Source organism: Christensenella tenuis (genome assembly GCF_014287795.1).
GTDB lineage: Bacteria > Bacillota > Clostridia > Christensenellales > Christensenellaceae > Christensenella > Christensenella tenuis.
In genome coordinates this window covers 300452-318307 of sequence record NZ_JACOON010000003.1, presented here as the reverse complement: position 1 = coordinate 318307, position 17856 = coordinate 300452, and the positions used below count along the sequence as shown (strand labels likewise).

General features: G+C 44.1%; 17 protein-coding genes. All 17 read left to right on the top strand.

Annotated elements, in window-relative coordinates; genetic code table 11:
• Positions 1–41 precede the first annotated feature (41 nt).
• The 17 genes from H8S18_RS07385 (at position 42) to H8S18_RS07310 (ending at position 17855) form a co-directional block, all read left to right on the top strand.
• Positions 42–851: a hypothetical protein gene (locus H8S18_RS07385; protein ID WP_186857671.1), complete on the top strand. Its 810-nt coding sequence runs from the start codon at positions 42–44 to the stop codon at positions 849–851.
• Between the two features lie 252 nt (positions 852–1103).
• Complete coding sequence (locus tag H8S18_RS07380; RefSeq protein ID WP_186857670.1) at positions 1104–1844, top strand: phage replisome organizer N-terminal domain-containing protein; 741 nt, start codon at positions 1104–1106, stop codon at positions 1842–1844.
• Positions 1834–2295: an XF1762 family protein gene (locus H8S18_RS15060; protein WP_407926959.1), complete on the top strand. Its 462-nt coding sequence runs from the start codon at positions 1834–1836 to the stop codon at positions 2293–2295. Before H8S18_RS07380 ends, H8S18_RS15060 begins: the two co-directional genes overlap by 11 nt.
• Before the next feature lie 109 nt (positions 2296–2404).
• Positions 2405–3199: a Fic family protein gene (locus H8S18_RS07375; protein WP_186857669.1), complete on the top strand. Its 795-nt coding sequence runs from the start codon at positions 2405–2407 to the stop codon at positions 3197–3199.
• A 218-nt stretch (positions 3200–3417) separates the two neighbouring features.
• Positions 3418–3738, top strand: coding sequence for a plasmid mobilization protein (locus H8S18_RS07370; protein ID WP_186857668.1), 321 nt, complete (start codon positions 3418–3420; stop codon positions 3736–3738).
• A 246-nt stretch (positions 3739–3984) separates the two neighbouring features.
• The gene (locus H8S18_RS07365; RefSeq protein WP_186857667.1) at positions 3985–5406 is read left to right on the top strand and encodes a relaxase/mobilization nuclease domain-containing protein; all 1422 of its coding nucleotides are present in this window, start codon (positions 3985–3987) and stop codon (positions 5404–5406) included.
• A gap of 17 nt (positions 5407–5423) precedes the next feature.
• Positions 5424–6239, top strand: coding sequence for a hypothetical protein (locus H8S18_RS07360; protein ID WP_186857666.1), 816 nt, complete (start codon positions 5424–5426; stop codon positions 6237–6239).
• A gap of 10 nt (positions 6240–6249) precedes the next feature.
• Complete coding sequence (locus H8S18_RS07355; protein ID WP_186857665.1) at positions 6250–6969, top strand: DUF1281 family ferredoxin-like fold protein; 720 nt, start codon at positions 6250–6252, stop codon at positions 6967–6969.
• Positions 6970–6992: 23 nt separating this feature from the next.
• On the top strand, positions 6993–8249 hold the full coding sequence (locus H8S18_RS07350; RefSeq protein ID WP_186857664.1) for a PcfB family protein: 1257 nt from the start codon (positions 6993–6995) through the stop codon (positions 8247–8249).
• Entirely contained in the window at positions 8246–9985 is a 1740-nt protein-coding gene (locus H8S18_RS07345) for a VirD4-like conjugal transfer protein, CD1115 family (RefSeq protein WP_186857663.1), read from the top strand. The genes H8S18_RS07350 and H8S18_RS07345 overlap by 4 nt, the downstream gene beginning before the upstream one ends.
• Complete coding sequence (locus tag H8S18_RS07340; RefSeq protein ID WP_243165090.1) at positions 9978–10301, top strand: TrbC/VirB2 family protein; 324 nt, start codon at positions 9978–9980, stop codon at positions 10299–10301. The genes H8S18_RS07345 and H8S18_RS07340 overlap by 8 nt, the downstream gene beginning before the upstream one ends.
• Positions 10302–10341: 40 nt before the next feature.
• Positions 10342–11223 carry a hypothetical protein gene (locus H8S18_RS07335; RefSeq protein ID WP_186857662.1) on the top strand — a complete coding sequence of 294 codons (882 nt, stop codon included), beginning with the start codon at positions 10342–10344 and terminating at the stop codon, positions 11221–11223.
• Positions 11224–11225: 2 nt separating this feature from the next.
• On the top strand, positions 11226–11582 hold the full coding sequence (locus H8S18_RS07330) for a PrgI family protein (RefSeq protein WP_186857661.1): 357 nt from the start codon (positions 11226–11228) through the stop codon (positions 11580–11582).
• Positions 11583–11598: 16 nt separating this feature from the next.
• Positions 11599–12156, top strand: a complete 558-nt coding sequence (locus H8S18_RS07325) for an MT-A70 family methyltransferase (protein ID WP_186857714.1) — start codon at positions 11599–11601, stop codon at positions 12154–12156.
• Position 12157: 1 nt separating this feature from the next.
• Positions 12158–14488 (top strand): VirB4-like conjugal transfer ATPase, CD1110 family, encoded by a 2331-nt coding sequence (locus H8S18_RS07320; protein WP_207721690.1) that lies wholly within the window; start codon positions 12158–12160, stop codon positions 14486–14488.
• The gene (locus H8S18_RS14635; protein ID WP_243165089.1) at positions 14481–16061 is read left to right on the top strand and encodes a C40 family peptidase; all 1581 of its coding nucleotides are present in this window, start codon (positions 14481–14483) and stop codon (positions 16059–16061) included. Before H8S18_RS07320 ends, H8S18_RS14635 begins: the two co-directional genes overlap by 8 nt.
• Positions 16062–16985: 924 nt before the next feature.
• Positions 16986–17855, top strand: a complete 870-nt coding sequence (locus H8S18_RS07310; RefSeq protein WP_186857659.1) for a cobyric acid synthase — start codon at positions 16986–16988, stop codon at positions 17853–17855.
• The last annotated feature ends 1 nt before the right edge of the window (position 17856 follow it).

The following is a 17856-nucleotide window of genomic DNA, read 5'->3' as shown; positions in this document are numbered from 1 at the left end:
TAATCAGAGTCCTATACAATATATTATTTAGGAGGCAAAAGATGATCGATTTAGATGACTTTAATGCAGAACAACGCGAAGTGGTCGAGGAAGCCATAACGGGCGGAGCGCCGCCCGAGTTTGCGCGTGTCATAGCACGGCCGCAGCTCCCGGCGGAGGATATGAAAAGGATCATGGCGCTTATTCAAAAGGGAAAGCTGGAAAAATTGCCGATAGATTTTTATGTGCGGCCTGAATTCAGCGCAGACAAGATGGAACTGATGCATGAGTGGATTAAAGATACCTACAATCTGGAGCTTGCGGAAACCTATGCGGACGAACAACTCAAATCCCATAAATCATATTTCTTATCGTGCACAAGGGCGGCCTTTTTGGGAGGTGTGCACAGAGATTTGATCCATTATACAGTCAGTCAATATGTAGAAGGAAAATTAACGTATGCGGAAATGTCACAGATATTGTCCTATTATAAATTGGTTCGGGATCTGGATTTCAAACAAAGGGCTGTGATCGCCTCCGCTGACCACAGCCGTATTGACGAGACCTTATATGAGATCATTGCAAATCCAAAATTAAAGGCGGAACAGATGAAGGAGCTTTTATGTTTTGCTGCATCAAAAGGAAAAAATACTCGGGATACATTTGCAGAAGTATTTTTGAAAGCGGAAGAGATGATCCGGCAAAACGAAATGCCGAAAAAGACATCGATCCGGAATAAACTGGACGGTTTCAGCAGCGAGAAGCCCAAGAAAAAACTGAGATATATCCGGGATAAAAATGAGATCGCAAGGATACCCAAAGAATTGCACTATGTACCGAAAAAGCGGAAAGAGCATTCGCTGGAGAGGTAGGGGCATGGAATGTATTTTACGGAAAAGCACGAGGTAGAACGCATAACACGCGAGATACCATTACATATTAAAAAAGCACTCAGGACGCCGGGAGCGAGGGAATGTGAAAAATGCAGATTTTATTCCGAAAAAAAAGGACAGTGCAGATTAGAGCACTGTTATTTTTTTGAAGATTAAAAGCAGCGAGCGCCACGAAAGGACGTTTGTGTTTATTGGGACATAACAAGCGTCTTTTGCTCGGGAGGAGGAAAGATGGGGAAGACAAATTCTGGATCGAAGCGGTATTTTTGGCTGAAGCTCAAGGAAAATTTTTTTGATGAGAAAAGTATCAGATATTTGCGAAAGCTCCCGCAAGGAGACAGCATTGTGGTGGTATATTTAAAAATGCTTCTAAAAGGCCTGCGGGACGAGGGAATGATAAAGTATGATAAGATCCTGCCGACTGCAACCGAAGAATTGGCCCTATATCTGGATGAGCCGGAAGCTGTCGTTTCGCTCTCGATCGCAGCTTTTTTAAAAATGGGATTGGTCGAGCAATGGGATAACGATACATTTTATATGGCAGCCCTGCAGAACATGATAGGTTCTGAAAGCGCATCTGCGGCACACATGAGGAAATATCGTGAAAAGCAGGAGCAAAAACAGCTTCCGTCACATTGTGACGCGCTTGTGACGGACGGTGACACGGGAGTGACAGGGGGTGACATAGAGATAGAGCAAGAGAAAGAGACAGATCGTATAGATGAAGATGATGAAGCGTGCGCGCGTGAGATTTCAGAATACTATTTGCCCAAACACGTATATGAACACTTCACCAGTCTCTTTTATAAACCGAATCTTGCGCAAAGGATCAGGCTGAATGGGTTTATAGAGGATTACGGATATAGTGAAGTGTTTGAAGTGATAGAGGAGACCGCGCGAAGAGACGTGAAAAAACCGCTTGCATATATGGAACAGGTTTTGAAAGACAATCGGAGGCGATATGGACTATAAACGGCACAAACCCTTTGAGGCAGTTCCGGTTGAACTTAGAACTGCGAATGAATTTGTTCGAAAGTTACACAGACACCATTTACCGGTATATCGGGATAAATTCCGACTCGGATGTTTATCAAACGGCATACTTGTAGGCGTTATACAGGCTGCACGGCCTGTGGCCAGACATCTTGACAATGGAACGACTTTGGAAGTTGTCCGTTGCTGTACAGATGGAACCCAAAACGCATGTACATTTTTACTTGGACGCATACGGAGAATTGCACAAGCAATGGGATATAAAAGACTAATAAGTTACATTCTCGACTCAGAATCCGGAATAAGTTATAAAGCGGCAGGGTGGCATAAGACGGGTGATGTAAGAGGACAGTCATGGAATCGTCCAAGCCGCCCACGAGCGGCAAGAGCTCCGGTGTGCGATAAACAAAGGTGGGAATTAGAGTTGTGATCTGACATAAAATTTCAACTTGCATAGAGGTGCTTGTTGAGGTAATTGTTTAAGGAGTAGAAGCGGGAAAGCGGATATGGTATAATCCATACAAAGGGAGCAGGAAAAAATGGCGATCATAAATGATATAAAGAAAAAATTGGCGGAAACGCGGGAAAGACTTGACAGCATGCAGTGCTTTAAAAAGGACCTGCTTGTGTGGAACGCTTTTTATGAGGGATTCCAGTATCGTTTTTGTTGGTCCTCAAACAGCATTGAAGGCAATACGCTCTCTTTAGATGAAACGATAGCGGTTGTTGATTACGATGAGGTTGCGGCCGGTCATAAATTTGCTGAATTTCAGGAGGCAAAAAATCTGTTCCGGGCAATTAAAGAAATGTCGCCGCGAGGATTTGCTATATCGGAAGAATGGATCAAAAAACTGAATGGGATCATCTGCGGCACCTACGGCGAATACAGGCAGGAGAATATATTTGTAGGGAATCCGGCCCGTGCGGTATATTATCCGCCGAAGTACCAGGCCGTACCTGAATTGATGCAGGAGTATCTGAAAAAAATTTGCGGCTTCAAAAGCACGGATTTCAGCGAAATAGTGGAGCATGCGGCAGAATACCATATCGAGTTTGAGCGCATCCATCCTTTTGCGGACGGCAATGGGCGGACGGGACGTATCCTGTTAAATCAAATGCTTATGAATCATGGGATATTACCAGCTGCAATCAGCCACAAATCCAAGTACCGGCAGGCGTTTCGGGAATATGATACCAAAAGGGATAAAAGCTTGATGATCTATTTGATCTGTGAAGCGCTTCAAGAGTCTGCAAACCTGTTGAAAGAGCTGGGAATGAAAAAGCAGCAGGACCGGGCGGACATAGAGGCTGAAAGCAGGGAAACGGAACGATAGATACACCTTACAAAGGCGTTTGGAAACAGGCGCTTTTTTCATGGAACGAAAAAGCTGCCTTTTTCAAAGTAATCATGCCTGCGAAGCCCTACCCACATGTCCTTTGCAAGCATCGCAAAAGTATATACTTTTGCAGCTTGTCAGGGGCTCGCGCCCCTAAAACCCCAAGCGGCATAGCCGCTTGCTAAAAATTACATATTGATGGAGCGAAAGACGATATGCTGAAACGGACGCAGCCATTTTATTTTAAAATGACGACCGTAGAGTATCTGCAACTGAAAAGAACGGCAAAGATGGCGGGCTTATCTGTTGCCGGGCTGATTCGAAAATGCTGCCTGACAAATGACCGTATTGTAGTGATCGACAGGAATGTGATCGGAAAAATTTATGCGGAATTGAACCGGATCGGAAACAATGTGAATCAGATCGCGCATATTGCCAATACGGATAAACGGATAGCGCCTGAAAGTATAAGGAGGATCGAGCAATATATGGACGAAATAAAAAGAGTATATGATGAGAAAATGAGAGCCCTATAGACGAAAACTACTTTTAAATTGAAAATGAAATCGAAAGTTGCTTGTGTTGACAGATAGAAATGCAAGATATAACCTTGAGACAACATTAAGGTTTAAGGAGTTGGTATATCTTGATAAATATGCTGTATAACGCTTATGCAGAAACAGAAATGGATAAAAGGAAATAATGGAAAAAGAAAGTTTATTGAAGGTTATACGAATAAAAGCGTCCATAGGGGCGTTTTTTTAATTTAGAGGGAATCTATTTTGGCGTATACAAAAATACGAAATATAAAAAGCAGTGCGCATTTAACAGACGCTATCAATTATGCGGCTGCTCCGACAAAAATACTGGAAACATTAACGGCATACGCGGAAAATAAAGAAAAAACGATAGATGGAGCGAGATTTGTCAGCGGGATCAACTGTGTTCCGGAAACAGCAGCGCAAGCCATGATGGCGACGAAGCGGCGTTTTGGAAAGGAGACGGGAAGAATTGCTTATCACATTATCCAGTCGTTTAGGCCTGGTGAAGTAACACCGGAACTTGCACATCAGATTGGGAAACAATATGCCGAAAGGTGGTTGAGTGAGTTTGAAGTTGTGATCGGAACACATCTTGACCGGAAGCATATCCATAATCATCTGATTATCAATTCAGTGTCCTGTGTAACAGGGAAGAAATTCCATATCAGTCGTGGGGATTTTTATGAAAAACTGCGGGGGATCAGTGATGAATTGTGCAGGGAGAACGGCCTATCGGTCATCGAGTATATAGACGGCAAGAATATGACATATGAAGAATATTTGCGCAGGCATTCCGGCGGCAGAACACTTCGGCAGATCGTAAAGGACGATATCGAGACTTGCATCGGCAAGTCTTTTTCATTGGCCGGATTTTACATAAATTTAGAGGATATGGGATATGAAGTAGACGCAGCGGTTACGCACCCAAAAATCAGAGCGCCGGACGCTCGAAAATTCATGCGGCTGAGCACACTCGGATATCCAACGGAAAGGATATATGCGGCGGTCGCTCATGATAAACGGCGGATGCCTGTAAAAAAAGCAAAGCGGTATTACACAAAGCAACGTTATCCGAGAAGAAAGTTGTCAGGCATAGAAGCGCTGTATATCTATTATCTTTTTCTGCTCGGGAAACTACGGCAAAAGCCACATGATGTGAAACTACCGATCAGCGAATACCGAAAATTTTACCGGATGAAAGAGCAGCTTGCTTTTGTTACAAAAAATCATTTTACAAAACTATCGGAGGTGGTCAAAACGCTTGAACAGGTCAATGAACAATTAAAAAAGCTCCAATCGGAGCAATATAGGCTGCGTGGAGCCCGAAGAAAATTTAAACCGTTATTTGAAGCGCATAGCATTTATGAGCGATATAGTGAGATACCGGACAAATTAGACGAAGAACGCCGGGTCATGCTTGAACAGGCAAAAGAAGTAATACGAAAGAGTGGGTATGCAGATCACATAGAGGCTATACGGGAAACGCGGATCGCACTTATTGGGGCGATCTCTAAAAACAGAGAAGAGATACAAAGGCTGAAAAAAGCTAAAAGAAGCCTCGGGGAGGTGATAGAAGGGACAAAGAGCATAAATAATAACCTTTTATTTATGAAACAAGGACGGAAACAGAAGAAAAAGGCAGATAACAGCCTCGAGCGGTAAAGCAGAAAGGATGCAAAATGAATATAAATGGTTATTCCATGAAAGCAGTAAAAGAATTTGATACCCCGGACGGCGGAGGATATAATGCGAAAATATATTTTGAAAATAAAAGAATTTGCGATGTGCACGATGCGGGTACGGGCAAACCTCCGTATGTGAATTGGTTTATCGCAAAAAACGACGACCAATGCTGTAAGACACGGGATGAGCACGGACCGATTTTAGATGAATGGTTTATCAGTGAGTTATTTTCCCTGTATACAAAAGAAAAAGATTTTAGAAAGGCGGAGAAAAAGCATCCAAATTGCTGTATGGTCTATGTAGAACTGAACACGATGGCCCGGCAATGCTATATTTTTCCTACGGGAAGACGTCTTCCGGCTGAACGCATAAAAGAGTCTCTTTACGAGAATATTCCAAAAGAAGAGATCAAAAAGGTCACGATATATAGATTTTTAGACGATTTCGTTGTAACCTATCCTGCGTTTGACAAAATGAAAAGCGCCATAGAGAATTTGTATAAGAAATGTTCGGATGATCCCGGTATAAAAAAATACTCAGATGAACTTAAACGTAAAGACCTTATACAAAGCCTGCAAATGCACAGCGGAAGGATGGACACGCTTGAAAACGTACGGAAAATCATTAAGGCCGCACGGGAAAAAGAGAAATTCAGGATCGTATATGCCGGATGGGAAGCGGAACATCTGCTCGTTATTTATGACCGCAAAGAAGAATACATTTTATTGAAGCAGAAAACAGCCAAGAACGATATTAACAAGGACAATATAGAACAGGAATTTGAAACAGACAGTAGAGATATTGAACTTTAAGGAGAAAAATATGCCAAATCACATTAGGAACCAGATTTATATATTTCGAGATGACCGATCTCAATCAAGATTAATGAAAATCGCTGAATTTTTACGCTGCGATGGAAAAGAGCTTGGGAGTGTGGATTTTAACAAGCTGATCCCCATGCCGGAAGAATTAGACGTGGAATCAAGCTCAAAGGGTGATGAGTGTTTAAAGCTATATATACAATCTTTGCAAGAACATAAAAAAATATGTACTACCGAAGAATTAGCGCGAAAATGTGGGAAGCCCTTAAAAGAATATAAAGAGATGTTAGAGCGGGGGAGAAAATATTATGAAAATATTCGCAAATATGGAGCACCGACTTGGTATGAGTGGTGCATCGATCATTGGGGAACGAAATGGAATGCATACGATTGTACCCCAATCGAACAATGTACAGATAGAATAAGTTTTAATACGGCTTGGAGCAGTGTTCCGAAGATAATAGAAAAACTATCCGAGCATTTTAATGACCAAACAATCGCATATAGATGGGCTGATGAGGATATCGGATATAATGTGGGAGAACAGATCTATATGAACGGTCAGGTAATATATGAAAATATTCCTGCCGCCAACTCAAAAGATGCGTATGAATTGGCAGCAGATATACGCGGAATAGAATTAAGCGAATATGGACTCGGTTATTCCGAAGAATCCGGGACCTATGAATACAGAGCGGAAGCGGGAGATGTTGAACTATAAGACGGAATCTGAGGTGATAAAAATTGGAAGGAGAAGTAGGACGGTATATTTTTCAGGGTATGGAATTTATGCTGCGTATCGGACAAGGCAGCGGAAAGATCTTAATATTTCTTGCCGCCGCAATCAAAAAGCATAAAGTATATATGGGAGAAATACCATTGAAAAAACTTTTGCGCACAGGCGAATCCTATATGGTTGGCAGTATACCGAAGGAACGGATGGACGAATTTGTCAGCCATGTCAGGGAGTATGGGATATTATATGCAACAGCGGAAAACCCGGAGCAAAATATGACGGATGTTATATTCAGGAGTGGGGATCTTGCCAAATACAATCAAATCGTCAAACGAATGAATTTGGTTGAGGCAGATAAGCCGCTTTCTGAGTTTGCAGTCGAGGGAATACGGAAAAGCACTCTTGAAAAGTTGGAACATAACAGAGAATTGCTCGAGGAAGCAGAAGCGGCGCCGGTGGATTGCGTGATCAGCCACATGGATACAGAGCAAATCCGGGAAACGATCGGAGCAATCAATCGGAGTGACGGCGAAGCGTTGACGCCGGATAACTGGAGGGCCTATCTGGAGATGCAGGCAGTCCTATACGACTACTCGGCGCGAAACAAGGAAAAGATATATGAACAGTATCCGGAGGCAACGATGGTCATGTCTAAAACAAGGTGGCATGAGATTGGCAGGAATGTTGCGGAAGACGCGCATGGTATTACAATTATACGTCCCGCTAAAACGGAATCGGGAAAAACGCATTTTATTGAAACAACGGTGTATGATGTGCAGGATACAAACGGAAAAGCGGTGGGATTCGGAAAATATTTTGACCGACTGACACAAGATGAACTTTTCGAAGCAAATAAACGGTTTAAACATAAGTATCCTACTGAATTGAAAGACGATTTGGAGAACGACGCGCTGTTTTCACCGGAAGAGAAGAAGATATTTTTAAAACGCGGACTTACGCCCGAACAGGAGTTTCAAGCGCTGCAGCGCGAAGCAATCTATGGCCGTTGTTTTAAAGAGCAGGGCACAAAATATGTAAGGGAAACAAACCGCTTCCGGGCAGATAGTGTGACCTATGCGCTTTCCGTTAAATATGGGCTCGACGCCGGGCGGATAGATTTCAGCTATCTCGAAGAATATTCAAAAGAAGATGCACAGCAGTTGTTCCGGGAGAAAGGAAAAATCCTAAAGGATATATCAGGGAAGAAAACCGAGTTAAAGGACCTGCTCCCCACCCGAAATGAGATGGAGGCGATACAGCTGTGATAGACAAAAAGAGTTTAAAGTCCTCCGTGATCTTATGGAGCGTGCTTCTGGGAGGAATGATCTGGTTTGCAGGAAAACTTGCTATGAGCTATGAACTGGATCAACCCATTGAACGCTTCCGGCAGAACCTTATAGCGAATATCGCCAACCCGGTATATTTCAGAGCCGCCGATCATACGGCGGCTTTTATCATTGCAGCTATCGTGATATGGCTCATATTGCTCTCCAATTATCTGTTTCGCGCAGGAACGTATATGCATGGAAAAGAGCACGGCAATGCCGGTTTTGCGAATATAAGGCTCCTGCAAAAAAAATATATGCAGGAGAAGAATATCATCCTTTCCCAAAATCTTGCGATAGGGCTGGATATGTACCGGCATCAGCATAACCTGAATATTTTGGTGATCGGCGGGAGTGGAAGCGGTAAAAGCAGGGGCTTTTGTTTTCCGGGATTACTCAGTGGAGGAGATATAAGCTATGTATCGTGCGATCCCAAAGGAGAAACACTTCGAAGTGTCGGATATGCAATGGAGAAAATGGGATATGAAGTGCGCGTTCTGAACCTTATAGATATGAAAAATTCAATGCGGTATAATCCGTTCCGGTATCTGCGTAAAGACAGCGACGTCATATCCCTGATCACAAACTTTATACGGAACACTACGCCAAAGGACGCTCACAATTCCGATCCGTTTTGGGAGAAAGCGGAGATAGCCCTGCTTCAGGCTCTTATGTTTTATCTGTGGTATGAAGCGCCGGAGTACGAGCAGAATTTTGCAATGATGGCTGAAATGCTGCGGTATGCGGTCAATCCGCAGGACGAAAAAGGTAAAAGTCCGCTGGATATGCTGTTTGAGGAACTGAAACGGGAAAAGCCAAATCATATAGCCTGCCGCCAATACGACATGTACCGGCTATCTGCGGGCAGAACAGCCAAAAGCATACTTGTAATGACAGGCGTCGCGCTGTCTGTGTTTGGGATACAGGAAGTGATCGATCTTACCTCGGAAGATGAACTGCATTTTAGTGATCTGGCAGATAAAAAAGTCGCGCTATTCTGCATTACATCGGACTGTGATCCGTCTTTTGACTGGCTTGCGAGTATGCTTTATACACAAATGTTTCAGGAACTGGAGTATATCGCTGACAGCAGGCCGGACGGAAGGCTGCCGCGTCATGTGAGGTTCATTCTGGACGAATACGCAAACATATCGATCTCTTCCGGTCAGGCGAACGACGGCGGACAAAAGGTGCTTTCCACTTGCCGCAGCCGGAATTTCAGCCTGAATATCATAATCCAGAATATCGCGCAGCTCAAGGGATTGTTCAAGGACACTTGGGAAAATATAACCGGGTGCTGCGACGTGATGGTCTATCTCGGAACAAATGAGCAAAGCACACACAAATATATCTCGGAAGAACTTTCCAAAGCGACCATCCGTTATGATACCTATGGAAAATCCGCGAACAGCCTGAATACAAACATCAATATAACAGGCAGAGAACTGATGACGCCGGGGGAAGTACGTGAACTTGACCGGAGAGACTGTCTTGTATTTATCGCCAATGAAAAGCCTGTCATTGACCGAAAATACGACCTGATGACGCACCCGAATATCCGGCTCGCACAGCAGGGAGGCGCACCGCCATATATTTTTAAAAGGGACGCGGAAAAACGGGCGGGAGAAAAACAGCAGGAAACGCGAAAGCAAATTTCAGGAGGAGAACATGAATAAGAAGAAACGAATCAAAAAATTCATCATTATGGCGGTCATCCTATTGACCGCCTTTTCTTTTACGACAACGGCATTTGCCGTAGATATCCAACAAGGAATGGATCCGCTCGAGGCGATGAACAATTTAGTGGAATTCATTCTTTCCATTGTAACGGTAGTAGGCGTGATCGCTCTTATTTGGGGTGGGGTGCAGCTTGCGCTTGCATTGAAGTCCCAGGACGCCTCGCAGCGCACCAACGCGATCCTGTTTCTTGCGGGCGGTGCGATCATGGTAGGTATCCGCTTTGTACTGGATGCGATTGGAGTAGCAGTATGACACAATTTGAACCAGCAGAATGGAAAAGGGGGTGTAAGACTTGGAAAGCGGTGTATTATGGCTGATCCAATCGGGTCAGCAATTCCTGAATAACTGCTTTTCCGATGTGCGGACCCTGCTCGATACTGCGCCGGATGCTTTTGGGGGAGGCGCAGTGTGGGATGTAGTCGTACAAGTGAACCGGGGTATGCAGGGAATCGGATATGGGCTGCTTATTTTGTTTTTCCTGATGACATTTTTTAAGACAACGAGCAATTTTAAAGACCTTAGCTTGCAGCAAGTCATTGGGTGGATCGTCCGTTTTCTGATCGTGAAGCTGGTGATCGATTATGGTATCCAGATTCTAAATTTTGCGATCAATATCTCATTGGGGATCAATGCACAGATATTCGAAAATTCGATGGATTATCAGGCGGCGCAGGTCCCGCAGGAAGTGATCGACGCAGTAAACAATATGCAGGAGGCGGCATGGTGGGAACGGCTTGGAGCGATCTTCCAGAGCATACCGATGTTCGTGCTTGCACTGATCGGGAATCTCATTATGTGGTTTTGCGGGATCATTCTTGTAGTGTCAGTATATTTGCGGTTTTTCCGTGTATATATCTATTCGGCATTGGCGCCGATCCCGCTTTCCTCTCTTGGGAGTCCGGAAACGAGCCAAACCGGGAAACATTTTTTGAAAGCCTACGCAGCCGTATGCATGGAGATCTGTGTGATCGCGCTTGCCATCGTTATTTTTTCAGCTTTAGTATCGAGCAGCGCGTTTATCTTTCCGTCATGGGAGGCGGGAAATACGAATCCCAATTTTACTTACTGGAATACTATGATCAATTATATATTTCAGGTGATGATCGAATCGATCATGCTGGTGACGATCGTAACATCGGCAAACCGTATGATACGCGAAATGTTGGGGGTGTAACAATGCAGACGTCAGTAATTACGGATATTGGAGAATACGAGGAGAATATCTTGGCGGGTATGACAGCCCGGCAGCTTATATTGAGCGCGGTTGGGATCATTCTCACCGCAGCGGCATATTTTTGGGCTGCCAGACTATTTTCGATACAGGAAGCGAGCTATTTAGCGATCGGCTGTGGACTCCCGTGCTTCCTGTTTGCATTTGCAAAGCCGCATAAAATGTCACTGGAGCGCTTCCTTGCGATATGGCTGGAAAGTGAACTGCTGTCTCACCGAAAACGCTGGTATATTGCGGAAAATACCTTATACGAGGCTATTGCGGAAAAGGAATATTCCACAAAAAGGAAAAAGGAGGAATAGGCTTATTTTTACAGATATTTTTGCTACAGATAAAAGATATGGGATCGTTTATGCTGATCCACCGTGGCGATATGATAATCGTGGATGCAGGGGAGCTTGTGAGAAGCATTATCCAACAATGAGTTTGGGTGATATTTGTAATCTTCCCGTAGAAGACATTATTACCGGAAATAGTATTCTCTTTTTGTGGGTGACTTATCCGATGTTATTAGAAGGTCTGCGGGTGATACGTGCGTGGGGATTTGAATATAAGACACTTGCGTTTCAATGGCTCAAAACATATCCGAAGCAGACAGATAAATTTGTGCTCGGTTTAGGCTATTGGACACGTGGCAATTCGGAGTGCTGTCTGCTCGGCACTCATGGGAAGCCCAAAAGGAAGCAGGCGAATATTAGTCAGCTTATCATTGCGCCATTAGGAAAGCATAGCGAGAAGCCTTTGGCCGTCAGAGAAAAAATAAAATTACTGATGGGAGAAGATATTCCCGCCATTGAACTATTCGCACGGTCAGAGACGGAAGGATGGGATTGTTGGGGAAATGAAGCAGGAAGAATAGGAGGATCATACAATTAAAATGAAACCGTGGAAACCGAAACAAAGCAAACCGGTATATAAAAGACCGAAGTCTGTACAAAGAAGCATTCCGATCAAAGATGTCTTTCCGGGCGGCATTTTCATGCATAACGGGGAATTTTCTATGATGGGGAGTTTTACAGATATCAACTATCAGGCAGCCGCGCCGGATGAAAAGAGATTTTTGTTCGCTGGTTATCAGGAGCTTCTCAAAGCTTTTGATATTGACGAACTATTGAAAGTCACACTGGTGAACCGGAAAGTCAAGGAAGCGGCGTTTGAAAGCGAACTGTACCTGCCGATGAAGAAGGATGGATTTGACGAATATAGGGAAGAGATCAATACCATGAACAGACGCCGGGCGACAGAAGGCACGAATCATATCACACAGGAAAAGTATGTCACAGTCACGACGCACCGCAGGAAAGCGGAAGATGCACAACCGTGGTTCACACGTATGGAAAGCACGCTTAGAAGCGCGTTCGGAAAGATTGGCAGCAGATACGAACGGCTGGAGACGCTTGAGCGGCTCAAATTCTTTCATGATTTTTTTCGCCCGGGGGAGGAAGAACAGTTTCGTTTAGAGGAAGAGTTGCTTCATAAACGGGGCCACACTATACGCGATTATATCGCGCCGGACGGTATGGAATTTCGTGACAATTATTTTAAGATAGGCGAACGTTACGGACGCGTTCTTTTTTTGGGAGAATATCCTGCGGATCTGCAGGATACGCTTATTATGGAACTGATGAATTTACCGAAAGAGATGATGCTGTCTATCGACATGATCTCTAAATCGAAAGAGGACTCTTTACAAAAAGTACAGCGCAAGCTGCTTTCCATAGAAACAGAGATCGCCAACAGTACTAAAAAAGCAAATGAACAGGGGAACTATAACGCGACTGTCCCGCTGCGGCTGGACGAAAAACGCAACGGACTTACGGATATTATAAAGCTCATCAAGGAATATGACCAACGCATCGTCTGGGCACAGGTCACTTTATTCCACATGGCGGATTCCCTGAAAGAACTGGATAACGATACGGAAACGCTGATCTCTATCGGCCAACAGAAAATGTGCCGGTTCCAGACGGCTATGTACCGGCAGGAACAGGGGCTCAATACTGTTCTGCCTTATGGATTATGGTACATGGATTCCCTGCGGACGCTGACAACGGAAAACGTCTCGACGCTTATGCCGTTCGTGTCACAGGAGATATGGGACAAAGGCGGGATATGCTACGGACAGAACCGAATGACCAAGCACCTTATCATCGCGGACAGGCGCAAAAACCAATCTCCGCATTCGGTCTATCTTGGATTGACCGGAAGCGGCAAGTCGATGGGATATAAAATGGAAATGGAAAATGTGATCCTCGGCACTGAAGATGATATCATCATTCTCGATCCCGAGAGGGAGGCCTTCCCCATAGTCGATCTGTTTAAAGGCGAGTTCGTTCACCTTTCGGCAGGTTCCAAAATGCATATCAATGCACTGGACATGATGCAGTATGTAGAGAAAGGTGACGATCCGGTTGCAATAAAGTGTGAGTTTATTTTGACACTTGTTGAAATGGCGGTTGGGAAAGGCAATGTGAGCCCAAAGCAGCAGACGATCATAGACCGGTGCTCGCACCGCCTCCTGACAAATGTGCTCAACGGGCGCAGGAAACGACAGGCAACCTTAAAAGACTTATATGAGCTGATCAAGAAACAACCGGAAGATGAAGCGCGGGATCTTGCCGCATGTCTCGAGCTTTATGTGCTGGGTTCCCTTAATATGTTCGCGCAGCCCACCAATGTGGATACAGCGTCGCGGCTTCTTTGTTATGATATCCGCGATCTGGGCGAAAAGCTGAAACCACTTGCCATGACGATCGTTCTGGACGCGATCCAAAACCGGGTAGCGCTCAACCGCTCGCTCGGAAAACGCACTTGGGTATATATCGATGAATTTTGGTGGATGTACCGTCAGGAATATACTGCTAAATTTTTTGACGCGTTTTACCGCAGGATGCGCAAATACGGCTGCCTGATCTGTTCAGTAAGTCAGAATGTTTCATCGCTGCTGCGGTCGGAATATGGACGGGACATGCTCTCCAATTCGGAATTTCTGATGCTGTATAATCAATCGGACGCAGACCGCAAAGAGCTGGGAGAACTGCTCGACATCTCCAGTACGCAAATGGGGTATATCACGAACGCGCCGGCGGGGTGCGGATTGATGCGCTGCGGCTCCGCCTTGATCCCATTTGACGGCCGGATCGATACGGAAACGAAGCTGTATCGCGTCATGACAACGAAGATCGAGGAGGTCGGCGATTTTGGATAAGAGCGAACAGGCAAGGAATATTATAAAGGGGATCGAAAACGGAAAACGATATTCCAATCTCTCTCCGAATGTGAGAAACCGGGAGGAAGAGCTTGAAATACTGCGCCCCAAGCGGACGGGAAAGGGCGGCCTGCAAAATACACAGGCCGCTCTTTCTATTATAACACGTAAGATGGCGCGCAAGCACTACGATTCACAGCCGGAGCAGGCAGTACAAAAGGAATTGGCTGAGGATACTGAAAACGCGCTGGATCAGGCGGGCAGGGGGATACAGAACTTTCTGTGCGGAAAGATACGGGAAAGCAATCGGTCGATCAATAGAACAGCAGTAGGCTATGATATGGAGAACGACTTGAGAACGCCAAAAGGAGCGGCTGATAAGGCGCGCCGGATACAGTCGCATAAAGCAGCCCAACAGAAAATGAAACGAACAGCAGTAAGGACGGCGAAAAATAAAGCGGGAAAAGGCGCGGTGTCGGTGGCACGGAAAGGGATACAAGCGGTGGGAAAAAGCGCGGCGGCTGTTTCTAAAATAGCGCTGGCGCCTGCTGCCGTCATTGCGGTCGTGATTCTGATCGTTGTGATCGTGATTATGGCATTGGCAGACTTGTCATCTTCACCGGCAGGGATATTTTTCTCCAATAACGCAGATAACCCAAATCAGGTGAGTGATATGATACGCGAGATAGAAAATGAATGGTTTTCACAGATACGCGATACGCGCCGGGAATATGAGGAAAAGGGATATATTGTAGAAGTGAATTACGGAAGCAGCACCGGAGATATGGGCGGCCGTGTAGACAATTGGAGGGATGTGCTCGCCGTATATGCGGTCACACATGTTTCGGAAGGACGAGGAGCGGTAGCATTTGGAGAAGAAGATGTGATCAAGCTGCGCGATTTGTTTTTTGAAATGAACCCGGTCACGGTCTCTGCCTATACGGCACAAAATACAGACGGACAAACAACAGCCTATGCCGATATTGGTGTGACAAATATGCGGTGGATCCAAATGGAAGAAAAATACAACATGAATGAGGAGCAAAAAGAAACGCTTGTATTTTTGATGAGTGCGGAAAATACACCGCTTTGGAAGCAACTCGGGATCGGAACAGTCGATACTGGGGTACACGGGGACATTTCTGTAATCATAGCTAAATTACCGCCCGGTACGCGCGGAACCTCCATCGTGGAATACGCGCTCTCGAGATTAGGGGATCCATACAGTATGGAACTCCGCGGGCAGGGAAATTACATCGATTGCTCGGGATTGACACAATGGGCGTATGCACAGGCGGGGATCGGGATACCGTGGACGGCTGCAGAACAGGCGCGGTATTGCGTGGAGAACAATAAGGTGATCGACGCAAGCCAGCTTTTGCCCGGAGACCTCATTTTTTGGAGTTATCCGAACAGCAGCCGGGTAAAAGACCGGTTTATGGCGATTGGACATGTGGCGATCTATGCAGGAAACGGCATGATGGTTGAAGCGGCGCCATCGGCGGGCGGTGTTGTATATCGCGAGGTATCTGTACAGGGAGAACCTGTTTTATATGCAAGGCCGCATGTATAATTAAAAAGGGGCCGCTGTAAGGCCCCTAATATAGTTATTGGATAAGGATTTCTTTTGGAGAAAATTTCATAACGCGGTACGAAGTGAGGAAAACAGAAAGCATGATAAAGCCCATAGTTTCCAAGAGTGAGCAATAATAGCGAATAAGGCTCATTTTGATACCCTAACGATATTATAGGAGCAACAGAAATTTTGCGGTGAATATGTCTCTTTTTTCTTATATAAGATGGTTCATTCTTTTAGTATCCTGTTGCTCATTACTTTTAGTGCTACCTTATTCGTCTTACCATATAACAGGAAAATTTTTATGAAAAATCTGTTTGCTACAGAAGAGGATTTGTGACTAATGACTTTTTATTTTACATAAGTGTAAAAAAGAATATAAAATTACAATGCATATATCAATTATATGTGTTATTGTAAAATACATAAATTTATGTAAATAGTTTTGTAAATAATAAGAAATTTTGTTGACATGCAGAGCGATTTATACATTGAGATGAGTAAAAGAATTGAATGAAAATCCAAAACGGAATCTATTGTTGTAAGCGAGGCGGTAACCCGAAAAGTTGGAAGAGGCTATTTTGATTTTGTGCAGTGAGGCAGGCATCTTGTCGTAGCACAGCAGACGACGCAGGCGGCACAAGCACTTTGTAGTGAATTAAATTAGCTGAAATTTTTGACGATCAGCCGGAGGAGTCATCGCAAAAGCGAAATTAGTTTCAAAAATTATTTTTCTAAAAAATGGGCGATAACAATAAAAAACCACCATTATTGGTGTTCTGTATAATTCTAATTTAGTTATTAAATAATATCTCGCTGATGTTAGATGGGAAAATCAATCGGTACATGCGTTAAAGTCTAATGTATTGAAATTGTTTATAACATTGATATAGGCTGCTATATGGAGGAGTTTTCGGAAGTATGGGAAGAGCTATCATGATACAAGGCACATCGTCTGGAGCGGGAAAATCAACATTAGTCACAGGATTATGCAGAGTGCTCAAACAGGAAGGATTTTCTGTGGCTCCGTTTAAAGCTCAAAATATGTCTTCGAATGCATATTATTTAGAAAATGGTTTGCAAATGGCGAAATCACAGGCTATTGCTGCCTATGCATGCGGGATAGAACCTGATGTGAATATGAATCCTGTTTTGCTCAAGCCTACAAATCTTGCGGGTTCAGAAGTGATTTTAAATGGTGAGCCAATTGGATATTTAAAAAATTTCGAATACAATGAATTAAAAAAAAGATTGTTGGAAAGTATTCTACACGCATATAACCATCTGATCGATAGATTTGATATTGTAATTGCGGAAGGCGCTGGAAGCCCGGTAGAACTTAATTTGAAAGAAAACGATATTGTTAATATGGGCTTTGCAACCAGAACAAATTGCCCTGTTATTTTAGTGACGGATATTAGCAGAGGGGGTGTATTTGCCTCCGTCTACGGCACGATGATGCTGCTTGAGGAAAAGGAAAAAACACTTGTCAAAGGTATTGTGATCAATAAATTTCATGGATATAAAGAGCATTTTAAGTCTGGAATTGATATTTTAGAAAATATTACCCATTGTCCAGTTTTAGGGGTTCTGCCTCAAATAGATGTTAATATTGAAGATGAGGATAGTCTTGTTGACAATGGAAGTATTAAAACAGAAAAAAGTTTGATGGAAAAGCTAATTACCCATATGAGTTATCGGGAATATATGGAAGCGGAGTTTGATAAATTGGCAAATTCCGTGAAAGAAAATATTGATATTAACCATGTTTTAAAGATTATAGGAGAATGAT